Source organism: Nostoc sp. FACHB-133, assembly GCF_014698055.1.
Classification (GTDB): Bacteria; Cyanobacteriota; Cyanobacteriia; order Cyanobacteriales; family Nostocaceae; genus Nostoc.
In genome coordinates this window covers 1-18262 of the sequence record NZ_JACJSH010000062.1, presented here as the reverse complement: position 1 = coordinate 18262, position 18262 = coordinate 1, and the positions used below count along the sequence as shown (strand labels likewise).

The following is an 18262-nucleotide window of genomic DNA, read 5'->3' as shown; positions in this document are numbered from 1 at the left end:
AAAATAATTGTGTCTCTACACATCCGTGAGTTATTTTCAAGTTAGCTAAGACTTGGCATGATCTTAGATGTTGGATGAATACCGAGTAGAGGTAAGAATTGTTTCGGAAGGTATTGACAATTAGCTGCCTCTTGAGCAACTTCTAGCTTGAATAAATTAGAGCCTGAGAAATCAAGGTCGTCGCACAGACAAATCAAATCGATCACAGTTGCATACCAAAGCAAGGGGGTGTCGCTACGTCTTTCAGCAAGGAATGGGGATGCTTGTTTTAAAAAAGTTTCAATATTATTACTCACAAATGCCTGTTTAACTATAAACCAAGCTTCCGATTGCGAGTCGTAATGCCTGTTATCATCAGTTGTTAACTGCATCTGTGCGGAGATAATACCGAATAATTCATTAGCAAGCTGACCTTTTTTACCTGTCAATATCAGAGCAACTTCATTGGTAACCTGGGTAAACATGGCAGCAACGAGTTCTGAGGATTGACACATCAGACGCTTACGATTTGCAATACCTAAAATTGGCAGAATATCCAACGATCCTTTAAGGTAGCTAAGAAGTTGAGAAGCAAGATCAATCGCTCTATTAAAACAATTGCTATTTGCTTCGATACGCACAAGATTTTTTACCAGATGTAGGCGGTGTATAAACAACAAATCATAGCCGAATTCGTCCTCTAAAACTGCGTCACTTACTAATGCCTCAAAGATACGGTTACGAGCTTTGTCAAAATATCCTCGACGGAAATCAAGGTAAGCTTCTGCGGGTTCTTGAAAAGATTTGTGCAGTAGACTACCCTCATGGGAAAGCTTACCTTTTTCTAAAGGTGTACGTGCCTTCGCAAATAATTGTTCAGAGTCCACAAATTGACCGCGACGCGCAGCAGCAAGACCTTGAGAGCGAACATTTGTAGACCAATTTAAAATCAGTTGCTCTGTGAGTGGAAAGCGCCTTTTAATCAAGAATTCTAACTGAAAACTAAGTAAAGTCTCAAAATACTCGCCAGACTTTTTTGAGTTCAAGTCAATTAGCCTTTTGCAACCTTGTCGATAACTTTCCAGTGTAGTCTCAAAAAGTCCGTCTAATGAAGGGGAAATTGAACTGCTTTTAGCAACCATATTAATTAGAGAAAATCCTATATAGATGTGTTTAATGATTTAGTTTCAAAATCATTATTTTCATGTGAAAATTATTAAAATTAATTGCGATTTATGTAAGATTTTAAAAGAAAACACCTCTGTTTATCGACAAAAGTATAGTTGTAATGAGAACTTATTAGATTTAGCTTACGATATCTTAAACACTAGTAACAATGCACAATCTTTTGATAAAAATAATATCTTTTCGTTTTTGAGTTTTCTACAACTGTGTATGGATACTAGTTAATCTAGAGTAAAAGGTGTCATTAGCCTAATTCGGCGATTAGCAAGAATAACAATTCTTATAAATTTTTATATAAATGATCTAAAAAAAAGTGAGTTTTATCCAAAAAGACTACATTGTTGATTTTATGACTCTTATTGTTTAATTCAGAAATAGAGAAAAAAAGTATAAGTATAACGACTAATCACAAAATTAAGATGTTAGCTCGAAAACCTAAGATATTCCGCAAAGAATCCCTAGATCGTCTATCTTCGCCTGAAAGACTAGACCAACTCATGCAGGTAGTTAGCCCCAGAAGTTGGCTACCTCTTGTCGCATTGGGTTCAGTGGTGGGAGTAGCCGTTATCTGGAGCATTTACGGTCGCATTCCCGTCACTGTAGAGGGTCAAGGGGTACTAATTTACCCCAGCAATGTTGTGCAACTGCAATCAAAGAGTGCAGGGCAATTGATGACTTTCAATGTGAAAGTTGGGGATGTTGTCAAAAAAGGGCAGGTGTTAGCGACCATTGACCAAGCTGAACTCCGTAAGCAATTGCAACAGCAACAAGCTAAATTAACGGAATTAGAATCACAAGACCAAGCAGTTGGTTCACTGCAAGGTCAAAGGCTGGAACAAGAAAAGCGATCGCAACAACAACAAAGCCACTACCTCCAGCAACGTATACTAGAACTACGAGCCACAACGCCTCTCCTCAAAAACAAAGGCAATATTTCTATTGGACAGCAACGCCAAGGTTTAGAACAGCGCCTCAAACAAGCCCAAGCTCTAACTCCTGTTTTCCTCCAGAGAATGGAAATCCGCAAGCAGCTATTCAAAAAAGACGGGGCGATTTCTGGTGATGAAGCACTCACGGCTGAACAAGAATATTTGCAAAACCAGGAAAAAATTGTTGATATCCAAAATCAGTTGAAAGAACTAGATGTAAAAGCGACCCAAACAGAAAAAGATTATCGGGAAAACCTTAGTACCATTTCTGACTTGCAAGCTCAGTTAAAAGAACTAGATAGCAAACAGGCTTCTGTGGCTCAACAAGACCTCGAAAGTGTCACTGCCCGACGAAAAGAGATTCAAGAAGTTAAGCGACAAATTGCCCAATTAGGAGTGCAACTAGGCAATGATAGCCAGATTATTAGTCAATATAGCGGACGCGTTTTAGAAATCACGCTGACACCAGGACAAGTTGTTAGCGCCGGAACTCGCCTTGCAACCATTGAGGCGGAAAATCCTAAAAGTAAGCTGGTTGGCGTTACCTATTTTCCTGTTGCTGATGGGAAGAAAATTCAGCCAGGGATGAAAATACAGATTACTCCCCAAACAGTGAAGCGAGAACGCTTTGGTGGCATTGTAGGTAATGTCACGAGCATCTCACGCTTTCCGATAACTAAAGAAGCAGCCGCTAATGAGGTGGGCAATTCCGAAGTACTGGAAGGTTTAGTGTCTCAACAACAAGGACTGATACAAGTATTCTCTGACCTCGATTTAGATACCAACACACCGAGCGGCTACAAGTGGTCTTCCTCCATAGGTCCACACCTGAAAATTTCTTCGGGAACTACTACTGTTGTGCGAGTCAACGTGGAAGAACGCGCTCCCATCACTTTCGTTTTACCTATTTTGAGGTCGGTCAGTGGTATCTATTAAATCTACTTTAGTAACACCGTTTAATCCTTGGCAGTATTTACAAAAATTACTGCCACGCCGAAGTATTCGGGTAAAAACACCTACGCTTTTACAAATGGAAGCTGTGGAATGTGGTGCTGCGGCTTTGGGAATTATTCTAGGTTACTATGATCGCATTGTACCTCTGCCAGAACTGCGGCGAGATTGCGGGGTTTCCCGTGATGGTAGTAAAGCATCTAATATGCTCAAAGCTGCCAGAAGTTATGGACTTGAAGCTAAAGGGTTTAAGAAACAACTCAAGCAACTGCAAGAATTGCGCCCTCCATTTATTGTCTTTTGGAACTTTAACCATTTCCTTGTTGTAGAGGGATTTCGCAAACAGCGAGTTTATCTCAATGACCCCGCTACGGGGCCGCGTCATGTTTCTTTACAGGAATTTGACGAGGGGTATACAGGAGTGGTGCTGGTGATTGAACCAGGCGCGGGTTTTACTAAAGGTGGTCGTAAACCTAGCATGATTTTATCTCTGTGGTCACGGCTACAGGGTGCTGGAGATGCTTTAGTTTACTCTCTAGTTGCGGGATTTTTCTTAACGGTGATTGGGTTGGTAGTCCCTGTGTTTAGCCAATTGTTTGTAGATGACATCTTGGTGGAGGGGCGGCAATTATGGCTGCGTCCTTTGCTTGTGGGAATGGCGATCGCTGCTATACTCCAAGGATCGCTAACACTACTACGGTTGCGCTATCTGCGCCGCCTGAAAATCAAACTGGGTGTAGGGATGTCCAGCCGTTTTCTCTGGCATATCCTACGGCTACCAGTTAGCTTTTATGCTCAACGTTTTGCTGGAGAAATTAGTAACCGGACTACTCTCAATGACCAAGTTGCTGATGTTCTGGCAGGAAAGTTGGCAACTACAATCATTGATACTTTCATGGTGGTTTTTTATGCCTTAGTCATGGTGCAATATGACTGGGTGCTGACCTTAATGGTAGTCAGCTTTGCTGGTGTGAATGTCTTAACCTTGCAGTGGATTTCTCGACAACGGGTAGATGCTAATCAAAAATTGATACAAGAGTATGGTAAAGCGGCTGGATTATCCATTGCTGCACTTCAAAGTATTGAAACGTTAAAAGCATCGGGGTTGGAGTCAGATTTCTTTTCGCGGTGGTCAGGTTATTACACCAAAGCTCTAAATTCTCAGCAGGAATTAGGAGTAACAAATCAGACATTCTCTGTATTACCCACGCTCTTATCGGCTCTTTCTTCGATGTTTTTGTTGGTAGTCGGTGGCTTACGGGTAATGGATGGACATCTCAGCATCGGAATGCTTATTGCTTTTCAAGGTTTAATGCTAGGTTTCCAGCAACCTTTTAACAATCTCGTCAACTTTGGTACTACTCTTCAAGAACTAGAGGGGAATTTGATTCGGCTGGATGATGTGCTGGATAATCCGATTGGGGAGGTAGGGGGCAGGGGGCAGGAGGCAGGGGAAGTAATTTCTCCCTCATCTCCCTATTTTCTTCCCAAATTGCAGGGGTATGTAGAGTTGCGGAATATCACTTTTGGTTATAGCCCCCTAGAACCGGCACTAATTGAAAACTTTAATCTCACAATTAAGCCGGGACAGCGAGTAGCTTTGGTAGGTGGAAGCGGTTCTGGGAAGTCTACTATTGCCAAACTGGTGAGCGGACTTTATGAATCTTGGGCGGGAGAAGTTTGCTTTGATGGAAAACCTAGAAATCAGATTCACCAACAACTGCTGAGCAACTCTGTTGCAATGGTGGAGCAGGAAATTTTGCTGTTTGGCGGTACGGTTCGGGACAATTTGACCCTCTGGGATACTACTGTACCAGATAAAAACCTGATGCGGGCTTGCCAAGATGCTGCGATCGCTGATGTAATTCTTTCTATGTCTGGAGGATTTGATGCCCAACTCATAGAAGGTGCTGCTAATTTAAGTGGCGGTCAGCGCCAACGCTTAGAAATCGCTCGCGCTTTAGTGAATAACCCTTCGATACTCGTCATGGATGAAGCCACCAGCGCCCTAGATGCAGAAACAGAACAAATCATTGACCAGAATCTTCGTCGCCGGGGATGCACCTGCATAATTGTCGCTCACCGATTAAGCACTATCCGCGATTGCGATCAAATTATTGTTCTAGAACGCGGAAAGGTTGTACAACAAGGCATTCACCAAGAATTGTGGCAAATTGACGGTGTATATTCGCGGTTAATTCGCACAGAAGGGGAAGCGGTGGAAAGATGAGAGGGATGAACGAGTCTTTAAACTGGATGAATTACTCATTTTGCACTTACGCAAAAATCGCCAAAAAGCTTAATTTGTCGAGCCGTCAAGACACCAAGAACGCCTTCGCGGAGCGTCTCGAAGAGAAGAATCGTAGTTGTGCGTAAGTCCTAAAGTTATAACTCTCCCTTATCTCCCACCCTGCGGGAAGCTAAAGCTACATCTCCCCCAGTCTTTTTCTTCTTTACAAGACGCTCTGCCAACAATGCGTGAATTTTGAATTGATTTCTCCCCACTCCCCCATTCCAAAATGCTAATAGGTCAAATTTACATAATTAATGGCAATGAACCGATTCTACTGAATGACCCTTCTAAAGTTTGGGTACTTCAGTCTGGCTCTATGGCTTTGTTTGCTGTCACATTCAAAGATGGCGTTATCCAAGGAACTCGCCGTTATCTATGCAGTATTAATCAAGGTGAAGCACTTTTCGGAACCGCCAATCAACAGCGTCAGATTTTAGCAGTTCCAATTGGAGAGATAGAATTACTACAAGTTCATCAAGAATGTTTTCGGGAGTTAGTAGCCAATGCAGATGCAATGGCTCTAGCTTGGATAGAAACTTGGCTGTTGCAACTCAGTGGTATATTCTCCCAAGTTAGCATGCCAAAAATTCAGGTGAAAGCTAAGGAACAAGTACGATTTTCCTTAAATAATGCTCAAACTTTCCAGCCAGAAGCGGGTGTCACCTGTTGGGTACAGCTTCACCAAGGAACTGTCCGCTTTTTGGGGTTTGAGGAAGTCATCTTAACGACAACCACTGCAACTTTTCCCCTCACTGATAAAATGTGGTTGGAAGCTGTGGAGGGAGTTCAACTGACAACTAACACTACCAGTGAATTCCCAAATCCAGATACACTGCTGGCTGGGTTATCTCAGTTGCATACTCAACTCTTGCAATGCATCAATATTATAGATGAGCAAGAAGCACAATCAGAAATAATGCGGTTGCGCGATCGCCAACGCCTAAATCGTCAAGTCACGGCGGAAGCAATAGGAGAGTTAGTATCAACTTTGAATTCCCAAGACGGGGACTTTTTTTTAGAAGGTACTCCTTTACTGGTGGCGGCTGGTGCTGTCGGTAAAGCAATGGGGATAAAAATTCGTCCCCCATCTCGTTCAGAAAACCTCAAGCGGCTTAAGGAACCTTTAGAAGCAATTGTTCGAGCTTCACGCATTCGGATGCGGCGGGTATTGTTGCGAGATAACTGGTGGGAAAAGGATTCTGGCGCTTTAATAGCTTACACCCAAGATAACCGCCCTGTAGCGCTACTGCCGATTTCTGCAACTCGTTATGAAATTTTTGACCCGGTTGAACGTACCCGTGTCAGAGTGGATGAACAGATAGCTGCAAGCCTGGCTCCCGTTGCTTATATGTTTTATCGCTCTTTACCGGATAAAGCACTCCAAGCTATTGATATAATCCAGTTTACACTTCAAGGACATAACCAAGGTCTGTTGTTAATTATATTTAGTGGCATTGCCGTGACGCTGTTGGGGATGATTACACCTTATGCCACGTCAATTATTATAGATAATGCTATTCCCGATAGCGATCGCAGTTTATTGTTGCAAATCGGATTAGGTTTGCTGGTTGCAACTTTGGGTACAGCTTTATTTCAGCTAGCACAGGGGTTTGCTCTGTTGCGGATGGAATCGGCTGGAGATGCTTCCACTCAAGCGGCGGTATGGGATCGGCTGCTAAATTTGCCAGTGTCGTTTTTCCGACAATATACAACCGGGGATCTACTCTCCCGCATCACATCGGTGAGTACAATTCGTCGCCAACTCAGTGGTAGAACCCTAATTAATTTAATTACCAGTTTGTTTGCGCTCTTCTACTTGGCGCAGTTATTTTATTACAACTACAGATTAGCTCTGATTGCCGTTGGAGTGGCAGTAGTTGCGATCGCAGTCACCACACTCTCTGGTATGTTGCTGTTAACCAAGGTGCGTCCGTTGCTGGAAATCCGGGGTAGTATTTTTGGGCAGACAGTACAGCTAATCAATGGTATTTCTAAACTACATATTGCTGGCGCCCAAGAACGCGCCTTCGCCGTTTGGAGTAAAAACTACACTCGGCAAATTAACCTGGAATTGAGTACACAACGTATAGAAGATGCCGTTGTCCTGTTCAATACAGTTATGCCCATACTGACTTCTGGAGTACTTTTCTGGTTTACAAGCAAACTGCTGGAAGCTCCGCAAACTTCAGGAACTGTTGAATTATCTCTTGGCACCTTCCTGGCTTTTAACACAGCTTTTGGTAACTTTACCAGAGGTACTACAAACCTCAGCAATACAGTTACAGAAATTTTGCAAGTCATCCCCCAATGGCAACGCACACAGCCAATTTTGGCAACTATCCCAGAGGTGGATCTTTGCAAAGCCGATCCTGGTAAGCTCATTGGAAAAATTACTGTAGACCATGTGACCTTTTGTTATCGCAATGATGGCGTACTAACATTAGATGATGTGAGTATCTCTGCAGAACCAGGAGAATTTATTGCTCTGGTAGGCGCTTCTGGCAGTGGTAAATCGACATTACTGCGATTACTACTGGGATTTGAAACTCCCAAAGCAGGTAGTGTTTACTACGATGGTCAAGATTTGTCTGGGTTAGATGTGGATGCAGTGCGCCGACAATTGGGCGTAGTTTTACAAAATGGTCAATTACATTCAGCCTCCATTTTTGAGAATATTGCAGGTGGCGCACAGATGACCTTAGATGAGGCTTGGGAAGCAGCACGAATGTCTGGATTTGCGGATGATATCACCACCATGCCCATGCAAATGCATACTGTGGTGAGTGAAGGGGGTAGTAATTTTTCTGGAGGACAACGCCAAAGATTGTTGATTGCTCGTGCTTTGGCATTAAAACCACGGGTTTTATTTTTTGATGAAGCTACCAGTGCCCTTGATAACAAAACTCAGGCTATTGTCAGTGAAAGCTTAGATAAATTACAAGTTACCAGAATTGCGATCGCTCATCGACTTAGTACCATCCGTAATGCTCACCGGATTTATGTACTCCAAGCAGGTAGAGTTGTTCAACAGGGAACTTTTCATGAGCTAGCTGCTGTTGAAGGTCTATTTGCCCAGTTAATGGCTCGGCAAATGGGCTAGTTACTTGAGATTTATGAAAGTGCGGATAGATGATTTGCCCTACACCGCCACTAACCAATCACAGACCACAGACCTACATGGCATCACCGTACCAAAAGAGATAATTTGTATGCTAAGGATGAAACCCAGACGGAGCAAGCTTTTCAAGACTTGCTTTCTACCATCATTTTTGTGAAATTACTATGGTTATGCTGCTAGTTGTGATCTAGTTTTAACGAAAAATCGTCGTTTCAAACACTTGAAATTTTCTTAGCGTACAAAAAACCTTTTTTGGCACGGTGATGCCGGCTTGTACCAGAGACTATAATTAATATCCCTCTGACTAATAGGGCAAACGCACTGATCGCTGCTTTAACGAAAAGTGGATTCCAAGTAGAGAATATGATGAGTTCTCAAGTCATTGCGATCGCTGGTACTCAGCGAGGTGGCAAGGGAACCTTAGCAGCAATCTTGGCAACATTATCTACTGCACTTGACCCCGGATTGAACACCCAATACTTTACTGCTGGGGTGGACGTTTACCCCTTCGCCTGCAACTTGACCTCTGCCCTTAAGTACCCGGATATTGATGCGGATGGGGCTGATCAACTCGTCGCTCGTGATTTATTGAAATTTCTTAAGGGTTTAGATGGAAGCGAACCTTACTCCCATAAAAATTTACTGCTAGTAATTGATGAGGCAATGCGGTTGCTGTCATTGTTAGAGGAAAGCGATCGCACCTGGGCGATTCAATATTTACTTTCTCGCTTCGCTAAGTCTGGTGGTACATTAATTATCGTCTTGCATGGTTCTAACCTGACAAGCGTAGTCGGTAAAGCTACGGCTGGGCTGGCAGATACCTTTAAGCAATCGGTTAACTTTATTGGTTGTGTAGCTCAAGCGGTTAGCGCTGGTGGTCTACGCAAAATGAATGTCGCTAGTGGAGAATATTTTAAAGCCAACCCTAATAACTTTGGAGAACCTGTTAGTGGTGGCAACTTGGGCATGATTCCCGAATGGCTAAAGACCCACAAACACCCAGGCAATGGGCAACCAGATCCAGCCAGAACATTACTTCAATTCTTCCCAGAATTAGTTCAACAGCATGAAAAGGCAGTCATACCAAGAGGGGAGAAGATTGCTCCATCAGACGCAGTTAATCATCTGGAGTCCATTTTTTCAAAGCCTTATCAAGAACTGGAATTTCTGGAAGTAGAAGAGAGTAGTGTTTCTGAGGCTGATTTAGAACAGATTGTGGCGATCGTTGCGGCTACTGCTAATCCTCCAGCTTCTTTTGCTGCTATCAGAAACAGCCGCAAATGGGGCGAAGAGAAAAAGAGTGTTCTTTACTTGAGAAATGCCCTATCACAATTGATTGACACTAACCGATTGTACGGAAATGAAAAAGATGGCTTCAGTGTTTTTAACATTAACCACTAATATTCGTCACAGTTCCGGTTGAGTTCCGGTTGAGTTCCGGTATTCTTACATCTCCAAGTACGGCTTAAAAATAGAGTCTTTTTGTCTATCCAGTAAGTTTTAATTTTTTCTAAACATTTTCCAGAATGTGGAAGCATCGGGAAGTTTAAAAATGAGCGAGAAATTAACCACAGCATTACAAAAACTAGCTATCAGCTCAGTTAAGGCAGACAGATTGGCTATCGAACGCCCAATACTTTTCGGATAAACCCAATAATCTCTCTTTTGGTCTGGGGAAAGGTTAAAGGGCAATGGGTAAAGGGAAATTCAAACCCTTTCCCTTTACCTTTTCCCCTTAACCGAAAAGTATTGTGTCAGACCTATCAGTTTTCGTGTTTGAGTCTCAAGAAGTTCGGTTCGTCGGCACATTAGAAAAACCAGAATGGATTGCTGCCGATGTCTGTGCAATATTAGACATTGATACTTCCGTTACTGTGAATGGACAAATTAGGAAAGCCAAAGATGGCAGCACATATCGAGATGGTGGCCTTGATGAAGATGAAAAGGGTACTCACAATGTGAGTACCCTTGGTGGAGAACAAGAAATGCTGACTGTGACTGAGGCAGGGCTTTATCGCCTGATCTTTAAATCCCGTAAACCAGTCGCTAAACGGTTCCAGCGTTGGGTGTTTCACGAAGTCCTCCCATCTCTGCGGCGCACTGGCAAATATGAGATGCCCAAGCCAAACCAGCAGCAAAATACTAAACCCAGTCTTGATGAACTCGTTAACTTTGGACAAAAGATTCTATCTGGCACAAGGCTTAGTGCAGAACTCCAAACCATCACCATCCTTCGCGGTGTACAAGCGCTGTGTCCCGAAATAACCCCAATGGCACAGGAGTTGGTCGGAGCAATCCAGGAAATTGTTGCGACTCCCGACCGGCATTTGTCTCCAACCGCAATCGGTGAATTATATGCTGAACGCAACGGACTGCCCAAGCCCGTAAAGCCACAAATAGTTAACCGTGTTTTGGAATCTGCTGGCTTGCAAACCAAGGAGGTTCAAATCAAGACTGACACGAATGGCAAACAAAGCCACAAAAATATTTGGCATCTAACCGAAAAAGGTAAGCTGTGGGGAACGGTGACACGAGATAAAGCTCGGACTCACGACAAGATTGTGGAACACGTTCGCTGGTTGCCTGATGTTCTTAAGGTAATTGATTTGAGTGTGGAACAGCTTAATTGAGAATCTATATTACAAGCGGTAAGCTCCCTCCATACCCTCAAGCTTATCGCTTTTCTGTTAGAAAGGAAGAATATCTAACTAAATTTTAAATCCTGACTCCTGAATCTGATGAAGATCAATCAATAAAAAATATCATGGACACATCCACAGATTTTTTATTTTTAAACGAAAAAATCTCCACAAATTTTAATCCATAAACAGGTTGGGAAACATTTAAAGCTTTTTTATTTAACTAAAAGAAAAGCTACAAGGTGAACCCATGAGTTAAGATTACAGTAGTCATCTGCATAGAAGCAAAAACTGCTATGAGCGATAGAGAAACAGTCCTTGAACTTGTGAAGCGCTTGCCGCCAAATGTGTCTCTGCGTGAGATTGTTAGAGAAATTGAGTTTATCGCGGCTGTAAAAGAGGGTTTAGAAGAGATTGACCAAGGACTTGGAGTGTCAATTGAATCTGTTGAGCAGATGATTGAAGCATGGACTACCAAGTAGTTCTTTCTCCCAAAGCTGTGGGGGATTTGGAAGCAATTGTCAAGTATATTGCCTTAAGCAATCCTGAAGCTGCAAGGAAATTGGGTCAGCAACTCCTTGAAAAAAGTAGGGAGTTAAGTCAATTTCCATTCATTGGTCAGAAAGTACCTGAGTTTGACGACCCTAATATTCGTCAGCTTATTCTTAAACCATATCGTGTTGTCTACAGGGTTGAAGAGGAGAAAAAGCAGGTCAGTATCGCCAGATTTTGGCATTCGGCACAAGAGAATCTTGAGCTTTAGAGACACGCAAGTTCCAATTAAAATAAACTTTCAAATCCTGGATTATATCTCCACTTCTTTCCAAATTAAGTACGCTGAAATATCGTCAATAACTATTTTACGCCACAATTTATCCAACGAATCGGCAGTAAAGTCGGCGCAGGAGAAAACTGAATCCTGAATTCTTAGTTAATTCGATAATTTGATAAATATTTAATACTTATCGTCAATCATTAGCCCATCTTTAGTACGTTTTAATTCTTCCCAAAGTTCTTCAATCTGATTGAAAGCTTCCCCAGGAGGTAACTTTCCATTTGTTTCCAGATTAACAATATAGGCAATTTTCTGCGAAAATTCTTGTAAATTAGCATTAAATGCTAGATTTTCTGGCTTTACTCTTCCGCAATAGCGATACTGAGTATAAATAAAGTTTTTTTGGCTTTCTTGATTATCATTAAATGGTGTCATTGAACTTTTTCTATTAATTTTAAATTTTTTGAATAAAAACCTATTGATGCTTTGGCTTAAGATAATTTGCTTAAGTCCCGTTAAATATTCTGCCTATCTGTATATAATACTTACAATACTTTGTTCAGCAATTACGCTAACTATTTCCAAGTTTTTTCTCAAAAATTATTTTTTTGCAGCAGATAAGGATTTTCTAAACATCCACTTTTTATTTCTAATTTTGTTTAAGTAGTTGTCAGCGTATTGAAAAGCTGCTGCCTTATCGTGTTTTGCTATATTGAGTGCTTGTAACAGGACTTCTAAAGGAATTGCCACCTGTGTGAGCTTTTCGGCTAATATTACTGACTCTTCTTCTGTTGCTGCTACTGTCGCTTCTAATGGTTCAAATTTTATTTGCTTATTTATACGGTTATCTAACATTGCAGTATCAGCCATAAATGCACCTTCAAAACTTGTATAATGCAGTTTTACTGAAAGGCAGCAGGAATGAATCCGTGTTTGTGCGGGACTTATTAATCAGCTAACTTCATGAATCCGCACAATTGCCGTAGCGAGCGCATTTTGATTAAAAATTTCGTTCGCCATCTTTTTCCAAGATGGAAATTAATTCAAACACTCGCACTAGGTCGGGAAATACTTTGTCGCCACTAATATCAAAATAGTTACCCGTTTCTAAATCCACAAAAAAAATCCCTGACTTGAGGAAACTGTAGCGAGCCATCAATGCATTAATTTGAGATTTTAGTTGTAGTATTTCCTCACCTAAAGGAACTACCCCAGCAAACATAGAAGCTTTACGCTTCGTTAGCTCTCTCTAGGTCGATGGATTGTGCCGCTTGACGAAACGATGCTATCGACGTGAGGCGATTGGAGGGACAATCCCACAGAATGTATTTGAAGCAATCAGGAATATCTACCATTCGCAGCGTTTTTGCACTCCTAAGCAGGTGAATATTTTGATTGTGGCAAGCTTGGAGGTTGTAATTGGGGATTCTGTCGCAAAGATGATGAATGTTATGGTAGCCGATATCGGCGGAAAACCACTTTAAAACGGTGGGTAACTCCAGATAACTGCTGCCCTTAATTGCTCCTTCGAGATAGTCCCACCCTTCAGTTTTGTGGGCATAAGAGCCATCAAAGTTGTGCTGAACAAAGAAGACGCAGATGAGGATTGCCGCAGCACAAGTTAGCGTGATTGAGTAAACACTCACGAAAAAACCAAATCCAAGTAAATACCCCAGAAAAATCCAGATGCCGACTACACAAATGTTATTGAACAACAGATGCCAAAATTCAGCCGCAGTGTACCAATTTCTAGACTTATGAGAGGAGATGATTCGAGGTAAATCCATAAAAGGCTCTTGCTGCAAGCAAGTCAGTAGATGAGTGATAAAATCATATATTCCGGCAATCAGGGCGAGTCTTGGCTTAATCGCGACATAGAAAAAACCTCCTGGAAAGATCATGAATGGGTGCCTCAGTAATTCATAACGCCTTTGGGCAGATGGACTGAGGTGAGCAAACTCCTCAGTAGAGAGTAATGCACTAGGACCGCGATAGCGTTGCCAATCACCGTTGGTTTTGTGGTGATAGGCATGTCCTCTTGACCACGGATATTGAGGTATAGCGTTGATCACCCCCAGAATAAAACCGATAATTTGATTAACCCTTTTTGAACGGAAGAGTGAATAGTGTCCGCAATCATGCATTAAAGAAAAACAACGCGCTGAAAACAGCGTCATCAAAACCATAGTAGGCGCAAGCAACCAAAAACAAATAGCAGCTGCTTTGTGTGCTAAAAACCATAAAACCACATAAGGCACAACCGTATTCAGAATTTGATAAGTTGCCCGCAAGTCCCTGCTGTTCATGTAAGGACTCAGGACAAAATCCGACTTTTTCACTGCGGTTTCCATTAAATAAAACTTTCTCCTAGCGGCTGAAGTTCTTTTTGGGGTAAGTTGAAATAACTGGTAGCATTGACTTGACAGCGCCGCCTAATGTAGGATAGCGCACCTCCTATAAACGGAGATAGTCGGAATTTGTGAGTCCCATGTAATATCTATCGCCGCATTTTGGTAGCGAGTAGGTCTCGGAATCTTGCTTAATTGTGGTTTGAGCATTGAGGAATAAAGTAAGTATTAGGGCATTAAGCTTGGTTGAAATTCTGACCATCGCTTGCAAACTTGTTCGTAGCAATCGGGTGGAGTAATTTTTAATTGGTGTAAAAAAGTAACCTCAATCTGAGGTTCCGCCTTTAGCACCAGAAGAATATCTTGATGGGGATTGTATGTTGCGACTGCTGGGAAAATGGATGAGATTATAGATGAGTTAAGTGATTGTGAGCGCAAGTAAAACCCAATCAGATCCCAGGGGAGAAATTGGAGAGTAAAGGGAACTGTATCAAGACTTGTATTTGTAGGGTGAGTAACTTTAGTATCCACATCACAAATAACAATTCCCCGCCCAAATGACTGAAATCCCTCCCATCCTGTGTAACCGATTACCAGCAGATTATTATGAATAAAACTATTTTGCCAGTAGCCAAAATTTCCTTGCCAAACACTATTGGATGGTCGCATTGACTTCCTCCCCCAACACCAATGATTCAATGCGAACCTGCTCAAGCTCTCGTCCAATCAATACTAATCGCATTTGACGGGGTTCCTGGGGTTGCCAAAGATAGTCATAAAAGTAGTCAAATCGATTACCAACACCCTGTAATACCAGACGGATAGCTTTGTTTGGAACTGGTACAAATCCCTTAATTCGATAATTCATAATTCATAATTCATAATTACGTTTTGTGACGGGGATTTAGCTAGGCTTCAATTTGTTCTGTCTCTAGAACTAGAGGAGTTAAACCCCCCAAACTTAGTTAAAATCCAATTGAATAATTTTCCCTTGCAGTAGACTGGGCTTGTGTTTGCTTTGAGGAAGAGCCGCTTGTTTAACAAAGGGATGAATAGCAGTAGAAATCTTCCCAGTTCGGTAAAGATAGAATTTCGGCATGATAATTAACTGAAGTATTAATTTAGTAACTTAGCAATTCCTATGCGTGATTGGGAAAGTATTTGCTCAGTGATGAAACAGGACTATGTACGTCATATACGCCATTGACGACCTCTTTTTTTTAAACTTTCACCTATTAGTTAGTACAGCATTTCATTGTTCCTGTGACTATTTGCAAACGCTACTCTCATCTGGAGTAGCGATCGCTGCATCTCAAGACACAATTTATAATGGGAATTAACCGCTTGCCCTCTCATAGAAAGTCGTAATCTGTAGCGTCTTGATATGTGGGACTATGAGAACGTAAAGCTGAGTAGTTGTATAAATCTTCATAAAAATACTTATCTGTGCCTCGCAGATGTAAAAAAATTACAAGTCAACTTCGGCGGGCATTCTGACTCACAAGGCAAGCCTTGTTTACAGCTGCGGGACAGCGCCGGATTTACACCGGACTTTCCCCGTTTCCTCTAGCGGCTGTTCCCCACTAGAACCGAGATTCATCTGGATAATAACACAACTGCGATTTGCTTGCATAAAAATCAATGGGCTGTCTATATTTGCATTCGCTATTAATCGGGACAAGTCTCATTCTTTACCAAGCGTTTATTTTCTACTCAGCGTTGCGGGGTCGTTTCTTATTGCTTAGTAAATATCTTGCAAAAGCAACAAATGCCAAAAATAGCTCGCTATTTTCTGAAATCAATTCTTATTGAGAGTCATCATTCAGATATCGCTTGAGTTCCTTAAGATTTATTTTCGGCTATGTCATCTTAAATTATCGGTTTTAGCTGTTCTGCTTTTACCATATTCAGACTCTATATCACTTATTAGACAAGGGTCAGCCAAGAACAACTCCATTTTACCGATGCCTCTAGTTGATTGAGCCAAAAACTAAGATCAATGCAGTTCAAAGAACGACTCTTGTCCCAAATGTTTCACATAATTTTCTACTAGTCCCTGAAGCTTACCTTGCTTGCCGATTTCTATCCAGTCATCAATTCTTCCTAAAAAACAATATCTTTGAGTCAGAAATGTCCGTTGCGCCCGATCAATCAATACGAAACGAAGCATCGGTGAATATGAAATAGAAAGCCTGAGTTTAGTTTTCCCTTCAGCCATATTATTTCTTCCAGAAAAATTTAATAGTTCGGACAACAGATTAACGTCTTGGTCTGCTGTATATACAGTGATGATTTCCTGTTTTATATCTATTTGGTAATCTTGTAAGCTAGAAAATTTCTTTATTCCTTCTTCTACATTTGCCCTTTCTTCATCGGTAATAATTTTCGGCTGAACCTTTCTCAGAAAAACCTGAGCGTTAGGATTTTCATAAATTTCATAGCCATCAGGCATAGTTTCAACCAAATGTCCTTCACTTTTCATGGAAAAGAAGTACTTAGGCTTACCAGTTTTCGTTATGCCTTGATAGAGATAATACGTCTGTCCTTTTCTATTCTCGTATTTTATCGGCATTCAATCTATTAACTCAATACTTATCTTTGAGCAGCGTTTTTCCTAAGACCCTTACTAGACAAAGGTGGGGTCTTTGAATACTCATTTTTTGGAGGAGCGATTTTTTCGGCGAGATTGTGCTTGCATCTTTTTCTTGTTTTTAGCTTGATTTTTGGATTTCTTTGGTGTCGATAAAGTAAATCCTTCTGGGCTAATTAACCTGTTATCCAGTTTTTGTAGTTTTTCTGGCTGGAAACAAGCCCAACCTTTCATTTCTGATATAACATCTTCAATGAAAGAATAACGTCGATTCTGGCGCAGTTTATTTAAAGCTACTTCTGTTCCCAACTCAAAGCAATCATTTACATCCTCTTGCCCAATAAAAAACTCTTCCACTAAATTTTCTTCAAAGGCGTTATCAATTTCTGACTTCAGTTCGCTCGCACAAAGATCCATACTATTAATAACTAGCTTAGTCCAAGTATAATCATATTCTTTTCCACCTCGATTTGAAAACAATTCTGCATAATATTCTGTGACTTTTTCTCTAGAAATAACTTCTTCAGCTACTAAAACTAGTAACGCTTCTAATGCTGCACTTCTGACGTATTCATTGATTTGCTGATTTGATATTAGTTGTTTTAGTGGTTCAATATTTCCATGACTGACAGAAGCAAATATTCTCCCTAAATCCTCAGTTACTATATCTCCGGTTACATCCATTGAGATATCCCCTGGAGCCGAAAAAGACTTGACAATCAGAGGATAGGCTAATGGTTCCCTAAATTGCGCTAATAGATACAAGGCATAAATATGTAAGATATAATCATTTTTATCCAATAACTCTGACGGGTTATTGCTGAAGTTTTCTAAAGTTGTTAATAATATAGGAGTTATCGCCCACTGTTCTTCGATAGCCCTTTCCAAAGCCAAACGAGGGAACTTCCCGGTATTGTTTTCTAATTCAGATAAAATTTCTTCTAGTTGCATCTTTTCAAATTTAGCTGTCTTTTTAATCAACGGTAATGGTTCTGGTGCTTAACTTTACTCAAATTAAAATTAGTCTAGAAAGGCTTGTACTCCCATAGACTATACTTTTGAGTTACATACTTGCTTATCATGTATTAGTTGACTGCTACTTGGTATCTAGCAGCCTATTCTCCCACAATGCGATCGCTTGGACAAACCTATCAAATCGCTTATCGTTTACATAAAGACTATTGCCTATTCGAGGAATCTTAACAAGCTTTCGTCCCAAAGCTCCCGGATATGAGATAAGTAGTTGTTATCAGCTAAGACTTTCGCAGTTCTCCTACATCTTCAATGCTTCTGAACTCCCTATTGATTGGCTCTTTGTTTACTAGCTTGATCAACTCGCTGCCACAGTTCACGGGGGAGCTATGCGGTTTCGTCAGATCCAGTAAAAAACAAGCGATCACTAAATCATTTTCCCAGTAGTATAAATTTATTTATACTTTTTAAGCAGTATTAACA

The 18262-nt window shown here is 41.2% G+C and carries 16 protein-coding genes and 1 riboswitch; of the genes, 7 read left to right on the top strand and 9 right to left on the bottom strand.

The window, feature by feature from the left end; all coding sequences use genetic code 11:
• Positions 1 to 41 precede the first annotated feature (41 nt).
• Positions 42 to 1121 (bottom strand): hypothetical protein, encoded by a 1080-nt coding sequence (locus H6G86_RS31135; protein ID WP_190937556.1) that lies wholly within the window; start codon positions 1119 to 1121, stop codon positions 42 to 44.
• Between the two features lie 462 nt (positions 1122 to 1583).
• Here H6G86_RS31135 and H6G86_RS31130 point away from each other — a divergent pair, with 462 nt between their 5' ends.
• From H6G86_RS31130 to H6G86_RS31100, 7 genes are all read left to right on the top strand, one after another.
• Complete coding sequence (locus H6G86_RS31130) at positions 1584 to 3029, top strand: NHLP bacteriocin system secretion protein (RefSeq protein ID WP_190937555.1); 1446 nt, start codon at positions 1584 to 1586, stop codon at positions 3027 to 3029.
• The gene (locus H6G86_RS31125) at positions 3016 to 5274 is read left to right on the top strand and encodes an NHLP family bacteriocin export ABC transporter peptidase/permease/ATPase subunit (RefSeq protein WP_190937554.1); all 2259 of its coding nucleotides are present in this window, start codon (positions 3016 to 3018) and stop codon (positions 5272 to 5274) included. The genes H6G86_RS31130 and H6G86_RS31125 overlap by 14 nt, the downstream gene beginning before the upstream one ends.
• 289 nt (positions 5275 to 5563) lie before the next feature.
• A complete protein-coding gene (locus tag H6G86_RS31120) occupies positions 5564 to 8437 on the top strand; it encodes an NHLP bacteriocin export ABC transporter permease/ATPase subunit (protein ID WP_190937553.1) in 2874 nt (957 codons plus the stop codon).
• Positions 8438 to 8818: 381 nt separating this feature from the next.
• A complete protein-coding gene (locus H6G86_RS31115) occupies positions 8819 to 9856 on the top strand; it encodes a hypothetical protein (protein WP_190937552.1) in 1038 nt (345 codons plus the stop codon).
• Between the two features lie 350 nt (positions 9857 to 10206).
• A complete protein-coding gene (locus tag H6G86_RS31110) occupies positions 10207 to 11085 on the top strand; it encodes a BRO-N domain-containing protein (protein ID WP_190937551.1) in 879 nt (292 codons plus the stop codon).
• 305 nt (positions 11086 to 11390) lie between these two features.
• On the top strand, positions 11391 to 11576 hold the full coding sequence (locus H6G86_RS31105) for a hypothetical protein (protein ID WP_104902026.1): 186 nt from the start codon (positions 11391 to 11393) through the stop codon (positions 11574 to 11576).
• Positions 11561 to 11857 carry a type II toxin-antitoxin system RelE/ParE family toxin gene (locus H6G86_RS31100; RefSeq protein WP_190937550.1) on the top strand — a complete coding sequence of 99 codons (297 nt, stop codon included), beginning with the start codon at positions 11561 to 11563 and terminating at the stop codon, positions 11855 to 11857. Before H6G86_RS31105 ends, H6G86_RS31100 begins: the two co-directional genes overlap by 16 nt.
• A 192-nt stretch (positions 11858 to 12049) precedes the next feature.
• On the opposite strand, the gene H6G86_RS31095 is transcribed toward H6G86_RS31100, so the two are convergent.
• From H6G86_RS31095 to H6G86_RS31060, 8 genes are all read right to left on the bottom strand, one after another.
• Entirely contained in the window at positions 12050 to 12304 is a 255-nt protein-coding gene (locus H6G86_RS31095; protein WP_190937549.1) for a DUF7219 family protein, read from the bottom strand.
• A gap of 165 nt (positions 12305 to 12469) precedes the next feature.
• Entirely contained in the window at positions 12470 to 12739 is a 270-nt protein-coding gene (locus H6G86_RS31090) for a hypothetical protein (protein ID WP_190937548.1), read from the bottom strand.
• A gap of 130 nt (positions 12740 to 12869) precedes the next feature.
• Positions 12870 to 13091, bottom strand: a complete 222-nt coding sequence (locus tag H6G86_RS31085) for a serine hydrolase (protein WP_190937547.1) — start codon at positions 13089 to 13091, stop codon at positions 12870 to 12872.
• A 7-nt stretch (positions 13092 to 13098) separates the two neighbouring features.
• A complete protein-coding gene (locus H6G86_RS31080; RefSeq protein ID WP_313931509.1) occupies positions 13099 to 14208 on the bottom strand; it encodes a fatty acid desaturase in 1110 nt (369 codons plus the stop codon).
• A gap of 237 nt (positions 14209 to 14445) precedes the next feature.
• Positions 14446 to 14886, bottom strand: coding sequence for a hypothetical protein (locus H6G86_RS31075; RefSeq protein WP_190937545.1), 441 nt, complete (start codon positions 14884 to 14886; stop codon positions 14446 to 14448).
• Positions 14870 to 15085 carry a GTP-binding protein gene (locus H6G86_RS31070; RefSeq protein ID WP_190937544.1) on the bottom strand — a complete coding sequence of 72 codons (216 nt, stop codon included), beginning with the start codon at positions 15083 to 15085 and terminating at the stop codon, positions 14870 to 14872. The genes H6G86_RS31075 and H6G86_RS31070 overlap by 17 nt, the downstream gene beginning before the upstream one ends.
• Before the next feature lie 598 nt (positions 15086 to 15683).
• Positions 15684 to 15826, bottom strand: a riboswitch (cobalamin riboswitch).
• A gap of 387 nt (positions 15827 to 16213) precedes the next feature.
• Positions 16214 to 16789: a hypothetical protein gene (locus H6G86_RS31065; RefSeq protein ID WP_190937543.1), complete on the bottom strand. Its 576-nt coding sequence runs from the start codon at positions 16787 to 16789 to the stop codon at positions 16214 to 16216.
• An 81-nt stretch (positions 16790 to 16870) separates the two neighbouring features.
• The gene (locus H6G86_RS31060) at positions 16871 to 17758 is read right to left on the bottom strand and encodes a DUF1186 domain-containing protein (protein WP_190937542.1); all 888 of its coding nucleotides are present in this window, start codon (positions 17756 to 17758) and stop codon (positions 16871 to 16873) included.
• Positions 17759 to 18262 lie beyond the last annotated feature (504 nt).